The organism is Lachnoclostridium sp. An181, assembly GCF_002160325.1.
Lineage (GTDB): Bacteria > Bacillota > Clostridia > Lachnospirales > Lachnospiraceae > An181.
The window spans coordinates 36,694-56,337 of sequence record NZ_NFKJ01000003.1 but is presented as its reverse complement, the minus strand read 5'-3'; the positions used below and the strand labels follow the sequence as shown (position 1 = coordinate 56,337).

Annotated in this window: 16 protein-coding genes and 1 other annotated feature; of the genes, 14 read left to right on the top strand and 2 right to left on the bottom strand. The window is 45.9% G+C overall.

Annotation, left to right across the window (positions count from 1 at the left end; genetic code table 11):
* The first annotated feature begins 60 nt into the window (after positions 1-60).
* Genes rpoD through B5F18_RS02750 form a run of 4 tightly spaced genes read left to right on the top strand, consistent with a single transcriptional unit; the run spans position 61 to position 4,369 of the window.
* On the top strand, positions 61-1,167 hold the full coding sequence (gene rpoD / locus B5F18_RS02765) for an RNA polymerase sigma factor RpoD (protein ID WP_087156141.1): 1,107 nt from the start codon (positions 61-63) through the stop codon (positions 1,165-1,167).
* 12 nt (positions 1,168-1,179) lie between these two features.
* Positions 1,180-1,899, top strand: coding sequence for a tRNA (adenine(22)-N(1))-methyltransferase (locus B5F18_RS02760; RefSeq protein ID WP_330394085.1), 720 nt, complete (start codon positions 1,180-1,182; stop codon positions 1,897-1,899).
* Positions 1,881-2,666: a Nif3-like dinuclear metal center hexameric protein gene (locus B5F18_RS02755; RefSeq protein ID WP_087156140.1), complete on the top strand. Its 786-nt coding sequence runs from the start codon at positions 1,881-1,883 to the stop codon at positions 2,664-2,666. The genes B5F18_RS02760 and B5F18_RS02755 overlap by 19 nt, the downstream gene beginning before the upstream one ends.
* A gap of 35 nt (positions 2,667-2,701) precedes the next feature.
* Entirely contained in the window at positions 2,702-4,369 is a 1,668-nt protein-coding gene (locus tag B5F18_RS02750) for a nucleoside kinase (RefSeq protein ID WP_087156139.1), read from the top strand.
* On the opposite strand, the gene B5F18_RS02745 is transcribed toward B5F18_RS02750, so the two are convergent.
* Complete coding sequence (locus B5F18_RS02745) at positions 4,359-5,246, bottom strand: RluA family pseudouridine synthase (protein ID WP_087156138.1); 888 nt, start codon at positions 5,244-5,246, stop codon at positions 4,359-4,361. The genes B5F18_RS02750 and B5F18_RS02745 overlap by 11 nt on opposite strands.
* A 7-nt stretch (positions 5,247-5,253) precedes the next feature.
* A complete protein-coding gene (gene aroC, locus B5F18_RS02740; RefSeq protein ID WP_087156137.1) occupies positions 5,254-6,357 on the bottom strand; it encodes a chorismate synthase in 1,104 nt (367 codons plus the stop codon).
* A 150-nt stretch (positions 6,358-6,507) separates the two neighbouring features.
* On the opposite strand from aroC, the gene B5F18_RS02735 reads away from it, so the two are divergent.
* From B5F18_RS02735 to aroF, 10 genes are all read left to right on the top strand, one after another.
* Positions 6,508-8,118: a L,D-transpeptidase family protein gene (locus B5F18_RS02735; RefSeq protein WP_143468349.1), complete on the top strand. Its 1,611-nt coding sequence runs from the start codon at positions 6,508-6,510 to the stop codon at positions 8,116-8,118.
* Between the two features lie 16 nt (positions 8,119-8,134).
* Positions 8,135-9,262, top strand: a complete 1,128-nt coding sequence (gene tgt / locus B5F18_RS02730) for a tRNA guanosine(34) transglycosylase Tgt (RefSeq protein ID WP_087156136.1) — start codon at positions 8,135-8,137, stop codon at positions 9,260-9,262.
* Between the two features lie 126 nt (positions 9,263-9,388).
* Positions 9,389-9,649, top strand: coding sequence for a preprotein translocase subunit YajC (gene yajC / locus B5F18_RS02725; RefSeq protein ID WP_330394084.1), 261 nt, complete (start codon positions 9,389-9,391; stop codon positions 9,647-9,649).
* A 193-nt stretch (positions 9,650-9,842) separates the two neighbouring features.
* Complete coding sequence (gene leuB / locus B5F18_RS02720) at positions 9,843-10,928, top strand: 3-isopropylmalate dehydrogenase (RefSeq protein WP_087156134.1); 1,086 nt, start codon at positions 9,843-9,845, stop codon at positions 10,926-10,928.
* Positions 10,929-10,955: 27 nt separating this feature from the next.
* The gene (ilvD, locus tag B5F18_RS02715) at positions 10,956-12,623 is read left to right on the top strand and encodes a dihydroxy-acid dehydratase (RefSeq protein ID WP_087156133.1); all 1,668 of its coding nucleotides are present in this window, start codon (positions 10,956-10,958) and stop codon (positions 12,621-12,623) included.
* A gap of 38 nt (positions 12,624-12,661) precedes the next feature.
* A complete protein-coding gene (gene ilvB / locus B5F18_RS02710) occupies positions 12,662-14,341 on the top strand; it encodes a biosynthetic-type acetolactate synthase large subunit (protein WP_087156132.1) in 1,680 nt (559 codons plus the stop codon).
* Positions 14,342-14,381: 40 nt separating this feature from the next.
* A complete protein-coding gene (gene serC / locus B5F18_RS02705; protein ID WP_087156131.1) occupies positions 14,382-15,464 on the top strand; it encodes a 3-phosphoserine/phosphohydroxythreonine transaminase in 1,083 nt (360 codons plus the stop codon).
* Position 15,465: 1 nt separating this feature from the next.
* Positions 15,466-16,626, top strand: a complete 1,161-nt coding sequence (locus tag B5F18_RS02700; protein ID WP_087156130.1) for a phosphoglycerate dehydrogenase — start codon at positions 15,466-15,468, stop codon at positions 16,624-16,626.
* Between the two features lie 66 nt (positions 16,627-16,692).
* Positions 16,693-18,189, top strand: coding sequence for a polysaccharide deacetylase family protein (locus tag B5F18_RS02695; RefSeq protein WP_087156129.1), 1,497 nt, complete (start codon positions 16,693-16,695; stop codon positions 18,187-18,189).
* Positions 18,190-18,268: 79 nt separating this feature from the next.
* Positions 18,269-18,521, top strand: a binding site (T-box leader).
* A 101-nt stretch (positions 18,522-18,622) separates the two neighbouring features.
* Positions 18,623-19,636 carry a 3-deoxy-7-phosphoheptulonate synthase gene (gene aroF / locus B5F18_RS02690; protein ID WP_087156128.1) on the top strand — a complete coding sequence of 338 codons (1,014 nt, stop codon included), beginning with the start codon at positions 18,623-18,625 and terminating at the stop codon, positions 19,634-19,636.
* The last annotated feature ends 8 nt before the right edge of the window (positions 19,637-19,644 follow it).

The following is a 19,644-nucleotide window of genomic DNA, read 5'->3' as shown; positions in this document are numbered from 1 at the left end:
TATAAACAACCGGCCTTGACAGCAGTTTGCACTGTCATGCCAAGAGAGGATGGACACATTATGGAAGAAAACATAACAAAGTTCGAAGAAAAACTAAAAGAGCTTGTCAACCTTGGCAAGAAGAAGAAAAATATTCTGGAGATTCAGGAAATCAACGACTGTTTTGCGGACATGGAATTAGAACCGGAACAGATGGAAAAGGTATTTGAGTATTTGGAATCCTGTAATATTGATGTGCTTCGAATCAATTCAGACGATGATGATGATATGGAGATCGTTATCACAGACGAGGACGAAGTGGATATGGAGAAAATTGACTTGTCTGTACCTGACGGCATCAGCATTGAGGATCCGGTAAGAATGTATTTAAAGGAAATCGGTAAGGTTCCACTGTTGAGCGCAGAGGAGGAAATCGAACTTGCAAAAAGGATGGCTGAAGGGGATGAAGAGGCGAAGAAACGTCTGGCGGAGGCAAATCTGCGTCTTGTAGTCAGCATTGCGAAACGCTATGTAGGCCGCGGAATGCTCTTTTTGGATCTGATCCAGGAGGGAAATTTAGGACTTATCAAGGCAGTTGAGAAGTTTGATTACCAGAAAGGGTTTAAGTTCAGTACCTATGCCACATGGTGGATCCGTCAGGCCATTACAAGGGCGATCGCGGACCAGGCGCGTACAATTCGTATCCCTGTTCATATGGTTGAGACCATCAATAAGCTGATCCGCGTGTCAAGACAACTTCTTCAGGAGCTTGGAAGGGAGCCGTCACCTGAGGAAATCGCAGAAGAACTGGACATGCCTGTTGAGAGAGTGCGCGAGATTTTAAAAATTTCCCAGGAGCCGGTTTCTCTGGAAACTCCGATCGGTGAGGAGGAGGACAGCCATCTTGGGGACTTTATCCAGGATGACAATGTGCCGGTACCTGCAGAGGCTGCAGCTGCAACTCTTTTGAAGGAGCAGCTCGATGAGGTTTTGGGCACACTTACTGAGCGTGAGCAGAAGGTTTTAAGGCTGCGTTTCGGCATGAATGACGGACGTGCGCGCACACTGGAGGAAGTGGGAAAAGAGTTTGATGTGACCCGTGAACGTATCCGCCAGATTGAGGCAAAAGCGCTCCGAAAATTGAGACATCCAAGCCGCAGCCGTAAGCTTAGGGATTATCTGGACTAAGAGGAAACGCGGATGAACATGGATTTATCAAAAAGACTTTGCGCCGTGGCAGACCTGACGGCAGGAGGAAAAAAGAGTACAACTGTCTGTGTGGCGGATATCGGGACGGATCATGGATATATTCCAATCAGTCTGATAAAGGAAAAGGGATTTGGACATGCCATTGCTATGGATGTGAACAGAGGGCCTTTGGAGAGGGCTAGACATCATATTGCCCTGGAAGGATTGGAAGAATACATAGAGACAAGACTTTCGGACGGCCTGAGAGAGCTTGCCAGGGATGAGGTACAGTGTGTCATCATCGCCGGTATGGGAGGAGCGCTCTGTACTAAAATTTTAGAAGAAGGAAAAGAAGTTGTGGAGGGGCTGCAATATTTTGTATTGCAGCCTCAGTCTGAAATCTGGAAAGTAAGAAACTATCTCCAGGAGAACGGATACTGCATTGTAGAGGAAGATATTGTGCTTGAGGATGGAAAATATTATCCGATGATGCGCGTGGAAAAAGGGGTGGAAAGCCCGTACAGCGAGACAGAATTGCGATATGGGAGAGTTCTTCTGAAAAAAAGACATCCGGTGTTGAAAAATTACCTGGAGTTTGTGGCAAAAGAGAAGGAAAGAATATTAAAGAGCCTGAAAGCATCGCCTACACAGCGCGCGAAGAGAAGGGCTTTGGAAGTGGAACGGGAACTGGAGACTGCAAAAGAGGGATTGTCATGTTATGTAGAGAAGTAATAAAAAAAATAGAAGAAGTATATCCTAAAGACTATGCACTGTCCTGGGACAATGTAGGACTGCTCGCAGGAAGGCGGGACAAAGAGGTGAAAAAAATCCATCTTGCCCTGGATGCGGATGATAGAGCAGTTAAACACGCCATCACGGAAGGATCCGACATGTTGATCACACACCACCCGCTCATTTTTTCTGGAATCAAAAAGGTGACAGATGAGGATTTCATAGGAAGACGCCTTGTCCGTCTTCTTCAAAATGATGTCAGCTATTATGCCATGCATACTAATTACGATGTGCTTTCCATGGCAAAGAGTGCGGCAGATCGGATGGGAATGACAGAGTATGAGGTTTTGGAAAAGACAAAGGAGGATCCTGACAAAGGGAAAGTTTTTGGGATCGGTCTCATTGGACATGTAGAAAGGCAGACGGCAAAAAAATTGTGCGTCATATTAAAATCTGCATTTGATCTGCCGGGAGTGGTATTATTTGGAGACGGACAGAAGGAAATGCACAGAATTGCCATCTGTCCCGGCTCAGGAAAAAGTGTCATTGATGTGGCAGTCCAAAAAGGTGCGGATGCGCTTGTGACAGGGGATATCGGACACCATGAAGGGATTGATGCTGTTGCAAAAGGGCTTTGCATCATCGATGTCGGACATTATGGGATGGAACATATTTTTGTGGAAGATATGAAAGAGAGTCTTGGCAGAATGTTTCCGGAATTGCTTATTGAGACGGAACCAATTCATTATCCATATCATATTTTGTAAAGGCAGGGATCAGGCAGCAAAAGGAGGCGGCAGAAATGGAAGAAAGGTTATTTGAGGTTACGGTGAAAGGAGAAAAAAAGAGGTATCCGCATGGCACCAGTATGGAAGAGATCGCCAGGGACTTTCAGGGGCTGTATAAAAATGATATTGTGCTCGTCTTTATAAATGGAAGACTTCAGGAGCTGCACCGGACACTGAAGGAAGATGCAGAACTTATCTTTGTCACAACAAAGGATTCCATTGGCATGAAGACTTATAAAAGAAGTATGAATCTTCTTCTGGTGAAATCCATCTACGATATCAGCGGTCATGATAAGATCAAGGAGGTCCGTATCCGGCATTCTGTGAGCAGGGGCTACTACTGTACTGTGAACGGTGATGTCACGGTTGATAAGGAGTTTCTCGAAAAGGTAAAGGAGCGTATGAAGTCGCTTGTGGAACAGAAACTGCCGATCAAAAAGCGCACAGTGACCACAGATGAGGCGATCGCGCTTTTTCACAGGCATGGGATGTATGCCAAGGAAAAGCTGTTCCATTTTAGGAGAAGTTCCAATGTCAACATTTACAGTTTAAATGAATTTGAAGACTATTACTATGGATACATGGTATCAAACACCGGTTATCTGAAATATTTTGATCTGTATCTTTACGACAAAGGGTTTGTCATTCAGATGCCGACAAAAGAGGAACCGACAAAAGTGCCGGAATTTAAGCCTCAAGAAAAGCTGTGCCAGGTCTTAAGAGAGTCAGAGCAGTGGGCTGATATGCTGCATGTGCCGGTTGTGGGGGAACTGAATGAGGAAGTGATCGAGCAGGGAGCAAATGATCTGATCCTTGTACAGGAGGCATTGCAGGAAAAGAAGATCGCAGAGATTGCACAGCAGATTGTGGAGAGGCAGAAAGTAAAGTTTGTTCTCATTGCAGGTCCGTCTTCCTCCGGGAAAACGACTTTTTCCCACAGACTTTCCATACAGCTTAAGGCGAATGGATTGACTCCTCATCCGATTGCAGTGGACAATTATTTTAAGAACCGCACAGAAACGCCTTTGGATGAAAACGGAAATTATGATTTTGAATGTCTGGAAGCCATTGATGTGGAAAAGTTCAATGAAGATATGTCAAGGCTCTTGAGGGGAGAAGTGGTGGAACTTCCTGTCTTCAATTTTAAAACCGGGATGAGGGAGTACCGCGGAGATAAAAAGAAACTGGGTGAGCAGGATGTTCTTGTCATTGAAGGAATTCACGGCCTCAACGATGCACTCACATACGGCCTGGATGCCAGCAGCAAATTTAAAGTCTATATCAGTGCGCTCACACAGATCCATATTGATGAGCACAACCGGATTCCAACTACAGACGGAAGACTTTTAAGGCGCATAGTGCGGGATGCGAGGACAAGGGGCACAAGCGCCAGAGAGACGATCCGTATGTGGCCGTCAGTGCGAAGAGGAGAGGAGAAGAACATTTTCCCGTACCAGGAGCAGGCAGATGCCATGTTCAATTCTGCACTGATCTATGAGATGGCAGTCTTAAAGGTGTATGCAGAGCCCGCACTTTTTGGCATTCCAAAAGACTGCGAAGAATATGCAGAGGCAAAAAGACTGCTGAAATTTTTAGATTATTTTCTTCCGATCGACAGCAGGAATATCCCGCAAAATTCTCTTCTCAGAGAATTCATAGGCGGAGGATGTTTTAAGATATAAAAAATTGTTTCATATCTTCGGGTAAAGGAGAAGTAAAAGACAGGGGAATTCCCAAAATGGGGTGTGGAAACTCCAGTTTATAGGAATGAAGGGCCTGTCTTTTTATATGCGAATAATCCGGATTGTACAAAAAATCTCCGGGCAGAGGATGCCCAATGTGTTTCATATGCACACGTATTTGGTGGGTGCGCCCGGTTTCCAGCCTGATTTTGGCAAGAGAGTACCCTGCATGTTCACAGATCCGGCAAAAATGAGTTCTGGCGTATTCTCCTGCTGTTTCATCCACGCACCGCTCAATGGTGGAACCCTCCTTTCTCGCAATAGGAGCGTCTATGGTGCCGCGCTCCGGGAGAAGTCCTGTGGTAACGGCAAGGTATGTCCGCTTGATCCGGCGCTCTTTCACCATGTCGGACAACAGGGAGGCGCTGTACATGTGCCTGGCCAAAATGAGAAGTCCGGTTGTATCCCTGTCCAGGCGATTGATACAGCGAAAGGTAAAGGGTTCGTTTTTCTGGGCAAAATACCATGCGGCTGCATTTGCCAGTGTGTTTTCATAGTTGCCCTGGGAAGGATGTATGGGCATTCCGGCAGGCTTGTCGATCACAAGCAAATCTTTGTCCTCGTAAACGACAGGAAACGGAAGAGATACAGGGAGAATCCCTTTTGGGGATGGGGGTTCCACGAGCCTGACAGTCAAAATATCTCCGTAAGATGGGATGTCCCAGACTCTCGCCCATTCGTTGTTTAAGAGAAGACCGTTTTCGGTTCTCTTTAAGTGTGTGACAACTGTCTGGGAGTATCCTTTTTGTTTCAAGAAGAACAAAAGAGGATGAAGTGCATCCTCTTTTGTCATTGTGTATTGCAGAATTCGTTCCATTGTTTTCCTATCTTTCATACAGTTTTTTCAGAGATTCCATTTTTGCATACATATTGGCAAAAAGCAAGTCCACCAAAGTGATGGCTGTCATGGATTCAACGACAACCACCGCGCGAGGAACAATGACCGGGTCATGCCGTCCCTTTATGGCAATGTCGATTTCCTCGTGGTCTTTAGTGATGGTCTGCTGTGTAGAAAAAATAGAGGAGGTTGGCTTTATTGCTGCCCTCAGGATTAAGGTGCTGCCGTCGCTGATACCTCCAAGGACACCTCCTGCATGATTGGAAGTTTTGAAAACAGATCCATCCGAATGGATGCGGAAAGGGTCATTGTTTTTGCTGCCGTTTGATTTTGCCGCCTCAAAACCGTCTCCGATTTCCACACCTTTCACTGCACCTATGGACATAATGGCCTTGGCAAGGCAGGCATCCAGCTTGTCAAAAACAGGTTCCCCTAGGCCTGTTGGAAGATGTTCGGCAGTACATTCCACAATACCTCCACAGGAATCGTAATGTGCCATGCATTCAGAGACATATTCAGCTGCTTCTTGCGCCTTCCCCCGGTTCGGCATGTTCAGAGGATTATCCTGGATACAGGAAAAATCATAGTCCTCGTTGTCGATTGACACAGGTCCTATAGCTTTTGTGTAGGCCCTGACATGTATTCCCAGCTCCAAGAGGATTTTGGAAGCTACAGCTCCTGCGGCAACGCGTGCGATGGTTTCGCGGCCGGAAGAACGGCCCCCGCCTCTGTAATCGCGGATGCCGTATTTTTCGTCAAAAGTATAATCTGCATGTCCTGGGCGGTAGCTGTAAGCGATGTTTCCATAATCTTTGGAACGCTGGTCTTTATTGTGTACGAGCATGGAAATAGGGGTACCGGTTGTCTTCCCCTCAAAGATTCCGGAAAGGATCTCCACTGTATCTTCCTCAGCCCGGTGCGTGGCGAATTTGCTCTGCCCTGGTTTTCTTCTGTCTAATTGTTTCTGGATATCTTCCTCACAGAGAGAAAGCCCGGCAGGGCAGCCGTCGATGACAACGCCGACAGCCTTCCCGTGGGATTCTCCCCATGTTGAAATTTTAAAATGAGTACCGTAAATTGAACCTGACATCATATCCCCCTTTTCTTAAGCAAAATTTTTACTGAGGTTATTATATAAGAACTAAAAAAAACAAGCAATGATTATTTTAAGGCTGTACTTTTAGACCATGGTGTATTATAATTACAAAATGTAGAATTAAAGCACAAGGGGTTACACAAAATGAGCGAAGAAAACAGAAAAAAGAATCGCCGGAACAAGGGCGAAGGACAGCTTGTTGCCGGGAATTCTGACAAGACAAAAGAAAAGCGAAATGCCGGGATGGACAGAAGAATAGATAAAACGGGAGTGATCTATTTAGATGACATGGAGGGGCTTGACAGAAAAGAGCCAAAGCACAGCCGGGGACGTCGCAGGAGACATGGAAAAGAGAAAACAAACAGCCATAAAAAGGTCTGGATAGCTGTGGGAAGTGGGGCAGGCATTCTGCTTGTCATTTACATTGGATTTGCGGTATTTTTTATGAGTCATTATTATTTCTCCACAAAAATCAATGGAACAGATTTTTCAGGGAAATCAGTGGCCCAGGTTAAAGAATATATGCAAAAAAAGGTGGATGACTATAAACTGACCATAAAAGAAGACAGCGGAAACACGGAGACGATCGATGGGGCGGACATTTCTATCTCCTATGAGAGCGGAGACGAACTGCAGAAAGTCATGGATGCTCAGAATCCGTTTTTATGGCCGTCTGCTCTGTTTAAAAAGTCAAATGTGACAGCACAGATGGGGGTCAAATATGATGAGAGTGCGCTGGAGGAACAGCTTGCAGGACTTTCCTGTATGGAGGAAGAAAACCAGACAGCTCCAAAATCCGCACAGCCGGTGTTTGACGGTGCAAAGTTTACAGTTCAAAAAGAAGAACAAGGGACCCAGATCGATGTGGAAACATTTAGAAAGAAGGTCAAAGAGTCCATCGAAGGATTTCGGCAGGAAATTGACCTGAGAAAAGACGAATGCTATGTGGCGCCGTCCTATACTGCCGATTCCGAAGAAGTGAAAAAAGCCTGTGATGACATGAACCAGTATCTCAATGCGAAGATTACCTATGATTTTGGAAAAGCGACTGAGGTGGTCGACAAGGCGTTGATTTCGGAATGGCTGACTGTGGACGATAAAATGCAGGCCTCCTTTGATACTGACAAGGTGAAAGAATATTTGAGGGGCATCGGGAAGAAATATGACACCAAGGGAACAAAGAGAAGTATTACTACCCCGGATGGAAAAAAGACGACCGTCACAGGCGGAACCTATGGCTGGGAAGTAGACGAAGCAAAAGAGTTGGAACTTCTGACAGCAGATATCAAAGCGGGAAAAGAGACGAAGAGAGAACCTGCCTATGTGCAGAAGGCTGCGTCCAGAGAAGAACAGGATTGGGGAACCACTTATATTGAGGTGGATCTGACAACCCAGCACATGTGGCTGATCGTGGACGGCGGGGTTGTATTTAGCACAGACATTGTCACAGGAAAACCGACACCGGAAAAAGAGACACCGCAAGGCGTATATGACATTCTCGAGAAAAAGAGAAATAAAACTTTAAGAGGAGACCGCCAGACAGACGGCAGCTATGAATATGAAACACCGGTGTCCTACTGGATGCGTGTGACATGGACAGGAATCGGTTTCCACGATGCAACATGGCAGTCTGCATTTGGCGGAGAACTTTACAAAACAAAAGGCTCACACGGATGTATCAATATGTCGCTGAAAGATGCAGGCACTCTGTATGACAAAATCGATTTGGGATATCCTGTTGTAATGCACTACTAGAATCGGAGTTAAAAATATGTATCAATTGTTAAAAAAGGATAAGTCAGCCAAAAGAGGCAGACTGCACACAGTACATGGGGTCATTGAGACCCCTGTATTTATGAATGTGGGAACCATTGCAGCTATCAAAGGAGCGGTTTCCACAGATGATTTAAGGCAGATCAAAACGCAGGTGGAATTGTCCAATACCTATCATCTGCATGTAAGACCGGGAGATCACATTGTAAAGAAATTGGGCGGCCTTCATAAGTTTATGAACTGGGACCGGCCGATATTGACGGATTCAGGAGGATTCCAGGTCTTTTCTTTGTCAGGCCTTCGTAAGATCAAGGAGGAAGGCGTATATTTTCAGTCCCACATTGACGGGAGAAAGATTTTCATGGGGCCGGAGGAGAGCATGCAGATTCAGTCGAACCTGGCATCCACTATTGCTATGGCATTTGATGAATGCCCATCCAGTGTGGCCACAAGAGAGTATATACAGAATTCTGTGGAACGCACTACAAGATGGCTTATGCGCTGCAAAAACGAGATGCAGAGATTAAACAAGCTTGAGGATACCATTAATCCAAACCAGCTGTTGTTTGGGATCAATCAAGGCGGGGTATACGAAGATATCCGAATTGAACACGCGAAGAGGATTGCGGATATGGAGCTGGACGGATATGCTATTGGTGGTCTTGCGGTAGGCGAGACACATGAGGAGATGTATCGGATTCTGGAGGCTGTTGTGCCGTATCTTCCGCAGGAGAAACCAACTTACCTGATGGGAGTGGGAACACCGGCCAATATTTTGGAGGCTGTGGACAGGGGTGTGGATTTCTTTGACTGCGTATATCCGTCGAGAAACGGCCGACACGGGCACGTGTATACCAATCACGGAAAGCTGAATCTGTTCAATGCAAAATACGAGCTGGATGACAGGCCGATCGAGGAAGGATGCGGCTGTCCTGCGTGCAGGAGTTACAGCAGGGCGTACATCCGACATTTGCTGAAGGCAAAAGAAATGCTTGGAATGAGACTTTGTGTTCTACACAATCTCTATTTCTACAATACAATGATGGAAGAGATCCGACAGGCCATTGACGGTGGATGTTACCAGGAGTACAAGAAAAAGAAACTGGAAGGTCTTACGGAAAAATAGCATAAAGATTTTATGAAAAAGCGGTAAAGTACTTGATGGATTTACCATTTTTGTGTATGATAGCAATAGCGTTTAAAAAGGAATAAGACAAACGCAGGATAAGCACAGCCAGACGGAGGTATGAGAATGGTTATTATTATTGTATACGTGTTATTGTTCGCAGGACTTTGGTTTTTCCTCGTACGTCCTCAGAAAAAAGAGCAGAAGAGAATCCAGACGATGATTTCTTCTCTTGAGGTGGGAGATACCGTTCTTACGACAAGCGGATTTTACGGAGTTGTCATTGATATCACAGACGACGATGTGATCGTGGAGTTCGGAAGCAACAAAAACTGTAGGATTCCGATGCAGAAAGCTGCAATTGCACAGGTTGAGAAACCGGAATAAAGTAAAAGAATGTATAGAAAAAGCGGAAGAAGGTACTGCAAATGAGCAGTGCCTTTTTTGCATGTATATTCATTGAAAAAATTAGAGTGCGCTCCAAATTTTTAATGCTTTAACACGGAAAAGGTTGAAAATCAAAAGGGAATAGGGTATGATAGAGTTTAATCAGTTAAAGTACTTTAGGAAGGGTGACATTATGAACTTACATATCGGAGTGATAAAAGGGGATGGAATAGGGCCGGAAATCGTGACGGAGGCGATGAAAGTCCTGGATAAAATCGCAGAGTTGTACGGACACACCTGTGAATATGAGGAGTTGTTGCTCGGTGGAGCGTCCATTGATGTACACGGAATACCGCTCACAGATGAGACAGTGGAGAGGGCAAAAACATGTGACGCTGTACTGATGGGTTCTATAGGAGGAGATGCAAAGACTTCACCTTGGTATCAGCTGGAGCCTTCCAAAAGACCGGAAGCAGGACTTTTGGCGATCCGCAAGTCTTTGAATCTATTTGCCAACTTAAGGCCTGCTGTATTGTATGAGGATTTAAAAGGCGCCTGCCCTCTCAAGGAAGAGATTACTGAGGGCGGATTTGATATGATGATCATGCGTGAGCTGACAGGAGGACTTTATTTTGGGGAGAGGAACACAGTGGAAAAAGACGGTGTGCTGACTGCTTACGATTCTCTGACCTACAATGAGACAGAAATCAGGCGAATCGCGAAAAGGGCCTTTGACATTGCTATGAAACGCAGAAAGAAAGTCACAAGCGTGGACAAAGCAAATGTTCTGGATTCCTCAAGGCTCTGGAGAAAGGTTGTCGCAGAAGTTGCGGCAGATTATCCGGAAGTGGAACTGGAGAACATGCTCGTGGACAATTGTGCGATGCAGCTTGTGAAGAATCCAAAACAGTTTGACGTGATTTTGACGGAGAATATGTTTGGGGATATTCTCTCAGACGAGGCAAGCATGGTGACAGGGTCTATCGGAATGCTTGCATCTGCAAGTCTTAATGAGAGTAAATTCGGATTGTATGAGCCAAGCGGCGGATCCGCACCGGATATCGCGGGAAAAGGAGTCGCTAATCCGATCGCAACGATCCTCTCTGCAGCCATGATGCTTAAGTTTTCGTTTGATTTGGATAAAGAGGCAGATGCGATTGAAAATGCGGTTGCACAGGTACTAAAGGATGGATACCGCACAGGTGACATTATGTCCGATGGAAAGACACTGATAGGCACAGAGGAAATGGGTGATTTCATCTGTGAGAGATTGAAATAGAAAAGACAGATAAGGAGGCAGACATCTATGAAAAGTGATACAGTGAAAACAGGGATGCAGCAGGCACCCCACCGCTCCCTGTTCAATGCATTGGGGATGACAAAGGAAGAATTGGAACGGCCGCTTGTTGGAATCGTATGTTCCTACAATGAGATTGTGCCAGGGCATATGAACCTGGATAAGATAGCAGACGCAGTTAAGATGGGAGTTGCGATGGCAGGCGGAACACCTGTCATGTTTCCGGCGATTGCTGTTTGTGACGGAATCGCCATGGGACACATTGGAATGAAATATTCCTTGGTGACAAGAGATCTGATCGCAGATTCCACGGAGGCCATGGCGTTGGCGCACCAGTTTGACGCTCTTGTCATGATTCCAAACTGCGATAAAAATGTTCCGGGACTTTTGATGGCAGCAGCAAGGATCAATGTTCCGACAGTGTTTGTCAGCGGAGGACCGATGCTGGCAGGTCATGTGAAGGGTCATAAGACAAGTCTCTCGAGCATGTTTGAGGCAGTTGGCTCTTATGCGGCAGGAACAATGACAGAGGAGGATGTATGTGAGTTTGAGAACAAGGCATGTCCGACCTGCGGTTCCTGTTCTGGTATGTACACAGCGAACAGTATGAACTGCCTGACAGAAGTGCTTGGAATGGGATTGAAAGGAAATGGAACGATACCGGCAGTATATTCTGAGAGACTGCGCCTTGCAAAGCATGCGGGCATGCAGGTGATGGAGATGTTGAGAAGAAACATCCGTCCAAGAGATATCATGACAAAGGAGGCTATTTTAAATGCGCTCACTGTGGATATGGCTCTTGGATGCTCCACAAACAGTATGCTGCATCTGCCGGCTATTGCCCATGAGATTGGGATGGACTTTGAGATTGATTTTGCAAATGGAATCAGTGAAAAAACTCCGAACCTGTGTCATCTTGCACCGGCAGGTCCTACCTATATGGAAGACTTAAATGAAGCAGGCGGTGTTTACGCGGTGATGAATGAGCTGAACAAAAAAGGACTTTTACATACAGAGTGCATGACTGTGACAGGAAAGACAGTAGGAGAAAATATTAAAGACTGTATCAATAAAAATCCGGAAGTTATCCGGCCGATCGACAATCCGTACAGTCAGACCGGAGGGCTGGCAGTGCTCAAAGGAAACCTTGCACCGGATGGAAGTGTTGTAAAACGCTCTGCAGTTGTGGAGGAAATGATGGTGCATGAAGGCCCTGCAAGAGTGTTTGACTGCGAGGAAGATGCGATTGCAGCCATCAAAGGCGGCAAGATCGTGGAAGGCGATGTGGTGGTCATTCGCTACGTAGGACCAAAAGGCGGACCTGGTATGCCGGAGATGTTAAACCCAACCTCTGCGATTGCCGGTATGGGGCTTGGCAGCAGCGTGGCCCTTATCACGGACGGACGTTTCAGCGGCGCCTCAAGAGGAGCGTCCATCGGACACGTTTCCCCGGAGGCGGCAGTCGGAGGCCCGATTGCTCTTGTTGAAGAAGGAGATATCATTAAGATCAATATTCCGGCGCTGACCCTTGAGATTGATGTGAGCGAAGAGGAGCTTGCAAAAAGAAAAGCTAAGTGGGAACCAAGACAGCCAAAGATTACCACAGGATACCTTGCCAGATATGCATCCATGGTTACGTCAGGAAACAGAGGAGCAGTTCTGGAAATTCCAAGATAAAAAGCCGAAAATCATGACAGAGAAAGAGGAGTGGATTCATGCAGTTGACAGGATCAGAAATTGTAATAGAGTGTTTAAAAGAGCAGGACGTGGATACCGTATTTGGATATCCGGGAGGAGCGATTTTAAATGTATATGATGCGCTGTACAAACACAGCGGCGAAATCCGCCATATTCTCACCTCCCACGAACAGGGAGCTGCCCATGCAGCGGATGGATATGCAAGAGCCACAGGAAAAGTCGGCGTCTGCTTTGCGACAAGCGGGCCGGGAGCCACGAATCTGGTGACCGGGATCGCCACCGCATATATGGATTCTATTCCGGTGGTGGCGATCACCTGCAATGTGGGGGTATCCCTTCTTGGAAAGGACAGTTTCCAGGAGATTGATATCACGGGAGTGACTATGCCGATCACGAAACATAATTATATTGTAAAAGATGTTACGAAACTGGCGGACACGATCCGCAATGCGTTCCGCATTGCAAAATCCGGCCGGCCGGGTCCGGTGCTGATCGATATTCCAAAGGATGTGACTGCACAGGAAACAGAATATGAAAAGAAAGAACCGGAAAAGCCGTGTCAAGAAACCTTGATTGATGAGGAGCAGTTAAAGACTGCCGTGGAAATGATTCATAATTCCAAAAAACCATACATATTTGTAGGAGGAGGAGCCATTCTGTCTGATGCCAGTGAGGAAATCCGAAAGTTTGCTCATAAAGTGGATGCCCCTGTGGCTGATTCACTTATGGGAAAAGGTGCATTTCCGGGGACGGATGAGCTGTATTCCGGAATGCTTGGAATGCACGGGACAAAGGCATCCAATTTTGGAGTGAGCCAGTGTGACCTGCTGATCGTTGCGGGGGCAAGATTCAGCGACCGTGTGACCGGGAATGCAAAAAAATTTGCATCCAACGCAAAGATACTTCAAATTGATATCGATCCTGCTGAGATTGACAAAAACGTACTCACACATGCCAGCGTGGAGGGAGATTTGAAATGTGTTTTAAGAGAACTGTGCGCAAGGCTTGAGCAACAGGACCACGCAGAGTGGAAACAGCAGATCAGGGAATATGAGGAGAAATATCCGCTGACCTACCACGAAGAACCTTTGACAGGACCTTATGTTGTGGAGGAAATCTATCGGCAGACAAAAGGGGATGCGGTCATTGTAACGGAAGTGGGACAGCATCAGATGTGGGCTGCGCAGTTCTATAAATACACAAAACCGAGGACGTTTTTAACATCCGGAGGACTTGGAACCATGGGCTATGGTCTGGGAGCATCTATAGGAGCAAAGGTGGGATGTCCGGACAAGACGGTTGTGAATATTGCCGGGGACGGGTGTTTCCGTATGAATATGAACGAGATTGCGACGGCAGTCAGACATCAGGTTCCAATTATCCAGGTTGTGATCAATAACCATGTTCTGGGTATGGTGCGCCAGTGGCAGGATCTGTTCTATGAAAAACGCTATTCCGCAACTGTGTTGAACGATGCAGTTGATTTTGTAAAATTGGCAGAGGCAATGGGGGCAGAGGGTGTGTGCGCGGCAACAAAAAAAGAATTTGAAGATGCGTTTGTATATGCTCTGAAGTGCAAGAACCCGATCGTCATTGACTGTCAGATTGGCTGCGATGACAAAGTCTGGCCGATGGTGGCGCCTGGCGCTGCTTTGAGCGAGACATTCAGTGAGGAAGACTTAAAAGAAAAACAATAATTATAAATTAGCACAAAAACATTTTTAAAGGAGGAGCAAGATGGGAAGAGTATTTAATTTTTCAGCCGGGCCGGCTGTACTCCCGGAAGAAGTACTAAAAGAAGCAGCAGAAGAGATGTTGGACTACCAAGGAACCGGGATGTCCGTGATGGAGATGAGCCACCGTTCGGCTGCATTTGAAAAGATTATCACGGATGCTGAGAACGATCTCCGGGATCTTATGGGGATTCCTGACAATTACAAAGTACTGTTCCTACAGGGGGGCGCTTCTTTACAATTTTCCATGATCCCTATGAATCTTATGAAACATGGGACTGCAGATTACATCGTCACAGGACAGTGGGCAAAAAAAGCCTACGAGGAGGCAAAAAAATATGGAAAAGTAAACAAGATCGCATCTTCTGAGGATAAGACATTTTCCTACATACCGGATTGCCGCGATCTTCCGGTTTCCGAGGATGCAGACTATGTTTACATCTGTGAGAATAATACCATCTACGGTACAAAATTCAAAGAACTGCCGGACACAAAAGGAAAAACATTGGTTGCGGACGTCTCATCTTGTTTTCTTTCTGAACCTGTGGACGTGACGAAATATGGAATGCTTTTTGGAGGAGCTCAAAAAAATATCGGACCTGCGGGAGTTGTGATCGCCATTATCAGGGAAGATCTTATCACAGACGAGGTGATGGAGGGGACACCGACAATGATGAAATACAAAACTCATGCAGATGCAAAGTCGCTGTACAATACACCGCCGGCATATGGAATTTATATATGCGGAAAAGTGTTTAAATGGTTGAAAAAGCAGGGCGGACTTCAGGCGATGAAGGAGCGCAATGAGAGAAAGGCAAAAATACTCTACGACTTTTTGGACTCCAGTAAACTGTTCAAGGGAACTGTGGAGAAGAAAGACCGGTCCCTTATGAATGTTCCTTTTGTGACAGGGGACAAAGATTTGGATGCAAAATTTGTAAAAGAGGCAAAAGAGGCAGGACTTGAGAACCTGAAAGGGCACCGCAGCGTAGGAGGAATGCGCGCAAGCATTTACAATGCAATGCCGGAAGAAGGGGTAAAAGCACTGGTGGAATTTATGGATAAATTTGAAAAGGAGAATCTGTAATATGTATCAATATCATTGTTTAAATCCGATTTCTGAAGTCGGATTGGAAAAATTTGCAGAAGAGTACGTACCGTCAAGCCTTCCGAATGCGGATGCAGTCCTTGTCCGAAGCGCATCTATGCACGAGATGGAGTTTTCGCCGAAATTAAAAGCAATTGCGAGAGCAGGGGCAGGAGTCAACAACATTCCTCTTGAAAAGTGTGCGGACGCGGGCATTGTTGTTTTCAATACCCCGGGAGCAAACGCCAACGGTGTAAAAGAGCTTGTGATTGCCGGAATGCTGCTGGCCGCAAGGGATATCGTCGGTGGTATCAACTGGGTGGAAGAGCATGAGGAAGACGGGGATATCGCGAAACTGGCGGAAAAGAAGAAAAAAGAATTCGCAGGGCATGAGATTGAAGGGAAAAAGCTTGGCGTCATCGGACTTGGCGCGATCGGCGTCCTTGTCGCGAATGCCGCGACTCATCTTGGCATGGAAGTGTATGGTTATGACCCGTATGTGTCCGTGGATTCTGCTTGGAGATTATCCAGAAACATTAAGCATGCCCGCACACTGGATGAAATTTATAAAGAGTGTGACTATATTACGATCCATGTTCCTGCCACAGAGGAGACAAAAGGTTTGATCGGCGCTGAGGCGATCAGCCTGATGAAAAAGGATGTTGTGATCTTAAACTTTGCAAGAGGGGTGCTGGTGGAGCAGGAGGCTATTGTGGATGCCCTGGTATCCGGCCGGGTGAAACGATATGTCACAGATTTCCCGTCTCAGGAAATCGTGGGAGTGAAAAACGCCATTGTGATTCCGCATCTTGGAGCATCCACAGAGGAATCCGAAGACAACTGTGCCAAGATGGCGGTTTCCGAGCTCATGGATTTCCTGGAAAACGGAAATATCCATCATTCTGTCAACTATCCGGACTGTGATATGGGCGTATGCCGCGCAAAAGCAAGAGTCACTCTTCTGCACAGAAACGTACCGAATATGATCGGACAGTTTACTGCTCTTCTGGCAGAGGAAAATGTTAACATTGACAGGATGGTGAACAAGAGCAAGGGTGCTTACGCATACACTATCATTGATGTCAATGAAGAAATATCACAAAATATTGTGGATAAGTTAACAAAAGTTAAAGATATTTTAAGGATTAGGGTTATTGTATAATAGGACTGCACACGTTATAATAATCATCGTAAGAGTATAGAGATGATGAAAAGGGTGTAGTTACAAATGATGATAGACAGACGAGACATGTCTAAGATTAAGATGCATAAAAAGCGGCATCATATTCCACAGATAAGGATGCCGAGAAGGAGAAAGAACAATGCGCACCTGGACAGAAACACGGGCATTTTGGTGGTGTTGTTCTTTCTTGTTGCCCTGGCGGTCCAGGGGACAGGTTCCATGAAGGACGGAACAGTGGTGAACGTCAGGCTGAAGGCCGAGAATATAGAGATCAGACAGGAAGAAAATATTCCAAAACTGAAGGCAAAAGTTGAAGTGGAGGGCAATAGGGAAACGATTCTGGACAAAGAGAGAGGGTATACGGTCCAGGATTTAGTGGACGAGCTTGAGAGTGGAAAAGGATATGAGCTGGAATGCCAGACGGATGGCACAAAAGAGGGAAGATATCCGATAAAGATACGGCTTGACGGCGATTTTGAAGAGACGCTGATGGGAAAATATTTAAATAAACTGCAGCTGGAGACAAAGGAGGGGGCCCTGACTGTAAGCAATAAATACGGTACATGGGATGGAGATAAGTTCAAACGGTATGACGGGACCTATGTTGAGAAGGACTTCATTGAATCAAAAGGGGATACATACTATCTTGACGATAAAGGCAAAAAAGTCACAGGATGGCAGACTTTGAATTCCTATACATACTACTTTGACAAAGATGGCAAGATGAAAACCGGGTGGATGGAAAATAAAGACGGGAAGTATTATTTTAACAGCGATGGGACCATGCACATTGGATGGTTGACCGAGAATGAGGACAAGTACTACTTTGACAAAGATGGAAAAATGATGACTGGTGAGCAGCAGGTGGGAATCCGTCATTGTGTGTTTGGGAAAGATGGAAAGTTGGAAACGGAAGATTTGTCCATTGATGTGAACAAGCCGATGATCGCGCTGACATTTGATGACGGACCTGGTGCCAGGACGAAAGAGCTTTTGGAAGTGCTCAAAGAGAACGGGGCGAGAGCTACCTTCTTCATGGTTGGAGAGAATATTCCGAACCATCCGGATACGATCAAGCTGATGGAGGATATTGGGTGTGAGCTTGGAAACCATACGGCCCACCATGAGAATCTGACAAAACTTAACGAGTCAGGTATCCAGGCAGCTGTAGGAGATGTCAATACAAAACTGAGCAAGATCGTGGGACATGGCGCGACTTCTCTGAGACCGCCTTACGGTGCAAAAAATGATCTGGTGAAAAAAACAGCGGGGCTGCCGCTTGTTCTCTGGTCTGTGGACACAGAGGACTGGAAACTGAAAAATAAAGAGGCAACGTACAAAGCCATCATGAACGGTGCAAAGGATGGAAATATCATCCTTCTGCACGATATCCATTCCTGGTCCGTGGACGCAGCGATTGAGGCAATCCCTCAGCTTGTGGCCAGGGGATTTCAGTTAGTGACAGTTTCGGAACTGGCAGATGCAAGGGACGTTCAGATGCAGAATGGAGAGTCCTATTTTAGTTTTCCAAAACAACAGTAGAAAAAAATAGAAAAAACTCTTGACGGATGAAAAAAGTGGGAGTAGAATACAAAACAGAAAATCAAATAAATATCTACTTAGAAATACGATGAAAAGAAATAGTAAGTATGAAAGGTGTGTCACAGAGAGTTCCGGCATGGTGGGAGCGGAACACACAGAACCACATTACTGAATTCCTCTTGGAGTAGAATGCTGAAATTGCAGTAGGCATCTCCGGCAGCAACCGTTACCATGCAAGGGTATAACTTTCAAAGCGTACCTGACGAGGCAGATGCTGTGAGGCATCTGTGAACTGAGGTGGAACCACGAAGCATTTTGCTCTCGTCCTCTGAATAACAGAGGACGGGAGTTTTTTTCTTTTAGAGGAAAGTTCCAAAAAGATTCCTTTTTCGAAAAGTATTCCGGGTAGAAAGCATTTTAGGGAGGGTAAGACATGATTATTGTATTAAAGCCAAGGACTTCACAGGAACAGATTAAAAAAATGGAAAACCAGATTATCCGAAGAGGATTGACTCCTCATACGGTGATCGGGGAAGAGATGACCATCATTGGATGTATCGGGGATACAACAAAAATAGACTCTAAATTATTTGAAGTCAATGAGTGTGTGGAAAAGATCATGCATGTACAGGAGCCTTATAAACTGGCAAATAGAGCGTTTCATCCGGAGGATTCCGTTATCGACGTGTCCGGAGTGAAAGTGGGAGGAGATCATTTGGCTCTGATCGCGGGACCTTGTTCTGTAGAATCTGAAGAACAGGTGATCGGCATTGCAAAAGCGATTAAAGCAGCTGGTGCAAACATGTTGAGAGGAGGTGCCTTCAAGCCAAGAACAAGTCCATATGCATTCCAGGGAATGGGACTGGACGGATTAAAAATTTTGTGTGCAGCAAGAGAAGAGACAGGACTTCCGATCGTAACAGAATTAATGTCCTTAGAATATCTGGAAGCGTTTGACGAAAATGTGGATTTGATCCAGATTGGTGCGAGAAATATGCAGAATTTCGACCTTCTCAAACATCTGGGACAGACCAAGAGACCAATTCTTTTAAAGAGAGGATTGAATGCCACATATGAAGAATGGATCATGGCGGCAGAGTATATTATGGCAGCAGGAAATGAAAACGTGATCCTCTGTGAAAGAGGTGTCCGCACCTTTGAAAGCTATACGAGAAACACACTGGATCTGCAGGCCATTCCTGTCATCAAATCTTTGACGCATCTTCCGATCGTGGTTGACCCAAGCCATGCAGGAGGGAAATGGTGGCTTGTCGAGCCGATGGCAAAGGCAGCGGTTGCAGCGGGAGCAGACGGCTTGATGGTGGAAGTACACAATGATCCGGAAAATGCACTTTGCGATGGAGCGCAGTCATTGAAACCAGAGAAATATGATATGCTGCTAAACTCTATCTCCAAAATTGCCCCGGTGGTAGGGAAAAGCCTGTAGACAAGGAT

Bases quoted from the DNA above. Each gene is read 5' to 3' on its own strand.
- rpoD (WP_087156141.1), top strand. From the start codon at position 61: ATGGAAGAAAACATAACAAAGTTCGAAGAAAAACTAAAAGAGCTTGTC.
- B5F18_RS02760 (WP_330394085.1), top strand. From the start codon at position 1,180: ATGAACATGGATTTATCAAAAAGACTTTGCGCCGTGGCAGACCTGACG.
- B5F18_RS02755 (WP_087156140.1), top strand. From the start codon at position 1,881: ATGTTATGTAGAGAAGTAATAAAAAAAATAGAAGAAGTATATCCTAAA.
- B5F18_RS02750 (WP_087156139.1), top strand. From the start codon at position 2,702: ATGGAAGAAAGGTTATTTGAGGTTACGGTGAAAGGAGAAAAAAAGAGG.
- B5F18_RS02745 (WP_087156138.1), bottom strand. From the start codon at position 5,246: ATGGAACGAATTCTGCAATACACAATGACAAAAGAGGATGCACTTCAT.
- aroC (WP_087156137.1), bottom strand. From the start codon at position 6,357: ATGTCAGGTTCAATTTACGGTACTCATTTTAAAATTTCAACATGGGGA.
- B5F18_RS02735 (WP_143468349.1), top strand. From the start codon at position 6,508: ATGAGCGAAGAAAACAGAAAAAAGAATCGCCGGAACAAGGGCGAAGGA.
- tgt (WP_087156136.1), top strand. From the start codon at position 8,135: ATGTATCAATTGTTAAAAAAGGATAAGTCAGCCAAAAGAGGCAGACTG.
- yajC (WP_330394084.1), top strand. From the start codon at position 9,389: ATGGTTATTATTATTGTATACGTGTTATTGTTCGCAGGACTTTGGTTT.
- leuB (WP_087156134.1), top strand. From the start codon at position 9,843: ATGAACTTACATATCGGAGTGATAAAAGGGGATGGAATAGGGCCGGAA.
- ilvD (WP_087156133.1), top strand. From the start codon at position 10,956: ATGAAAAGTGATACAGTGAAAACAGGGATGCAGCAGGCACCCCACCGC.
- ilvB (WP_087156132.1), top strand. From the start codon at position 12,662: ATGCAGTTGACAGGATCAGAAATTGTAATAGAGTGTTTAAAAGAGCAG.
- serC (WP_087156131.1), top strand. From the start codon at position 14,382: ATGGGAAGAGTATTTAATTTTTCAGCCGGGCCGGCTGTACTCCCGGAA.
- B5F18_RS02700 (WP_087156130.1), top strand. From the start codon at position 15,466: ATGTATCAATATCATTGTTTAAATCCGATTTCTGAAGTCGGATTGGAA.
- B5F18_RS02695 (WP_087156129.1), top strand. From the start codon at position 16,693: ATGATGATAGACAGACGAGACATGTCTAAGATTAAGATGCATAAAAAG.
- aroF (WP_087156128.1), top strand. From the start codon at position 18,623: ATGATTATTGTATTAAAGCCAAGGACTTCACAGGAACAGATTAAAAAA.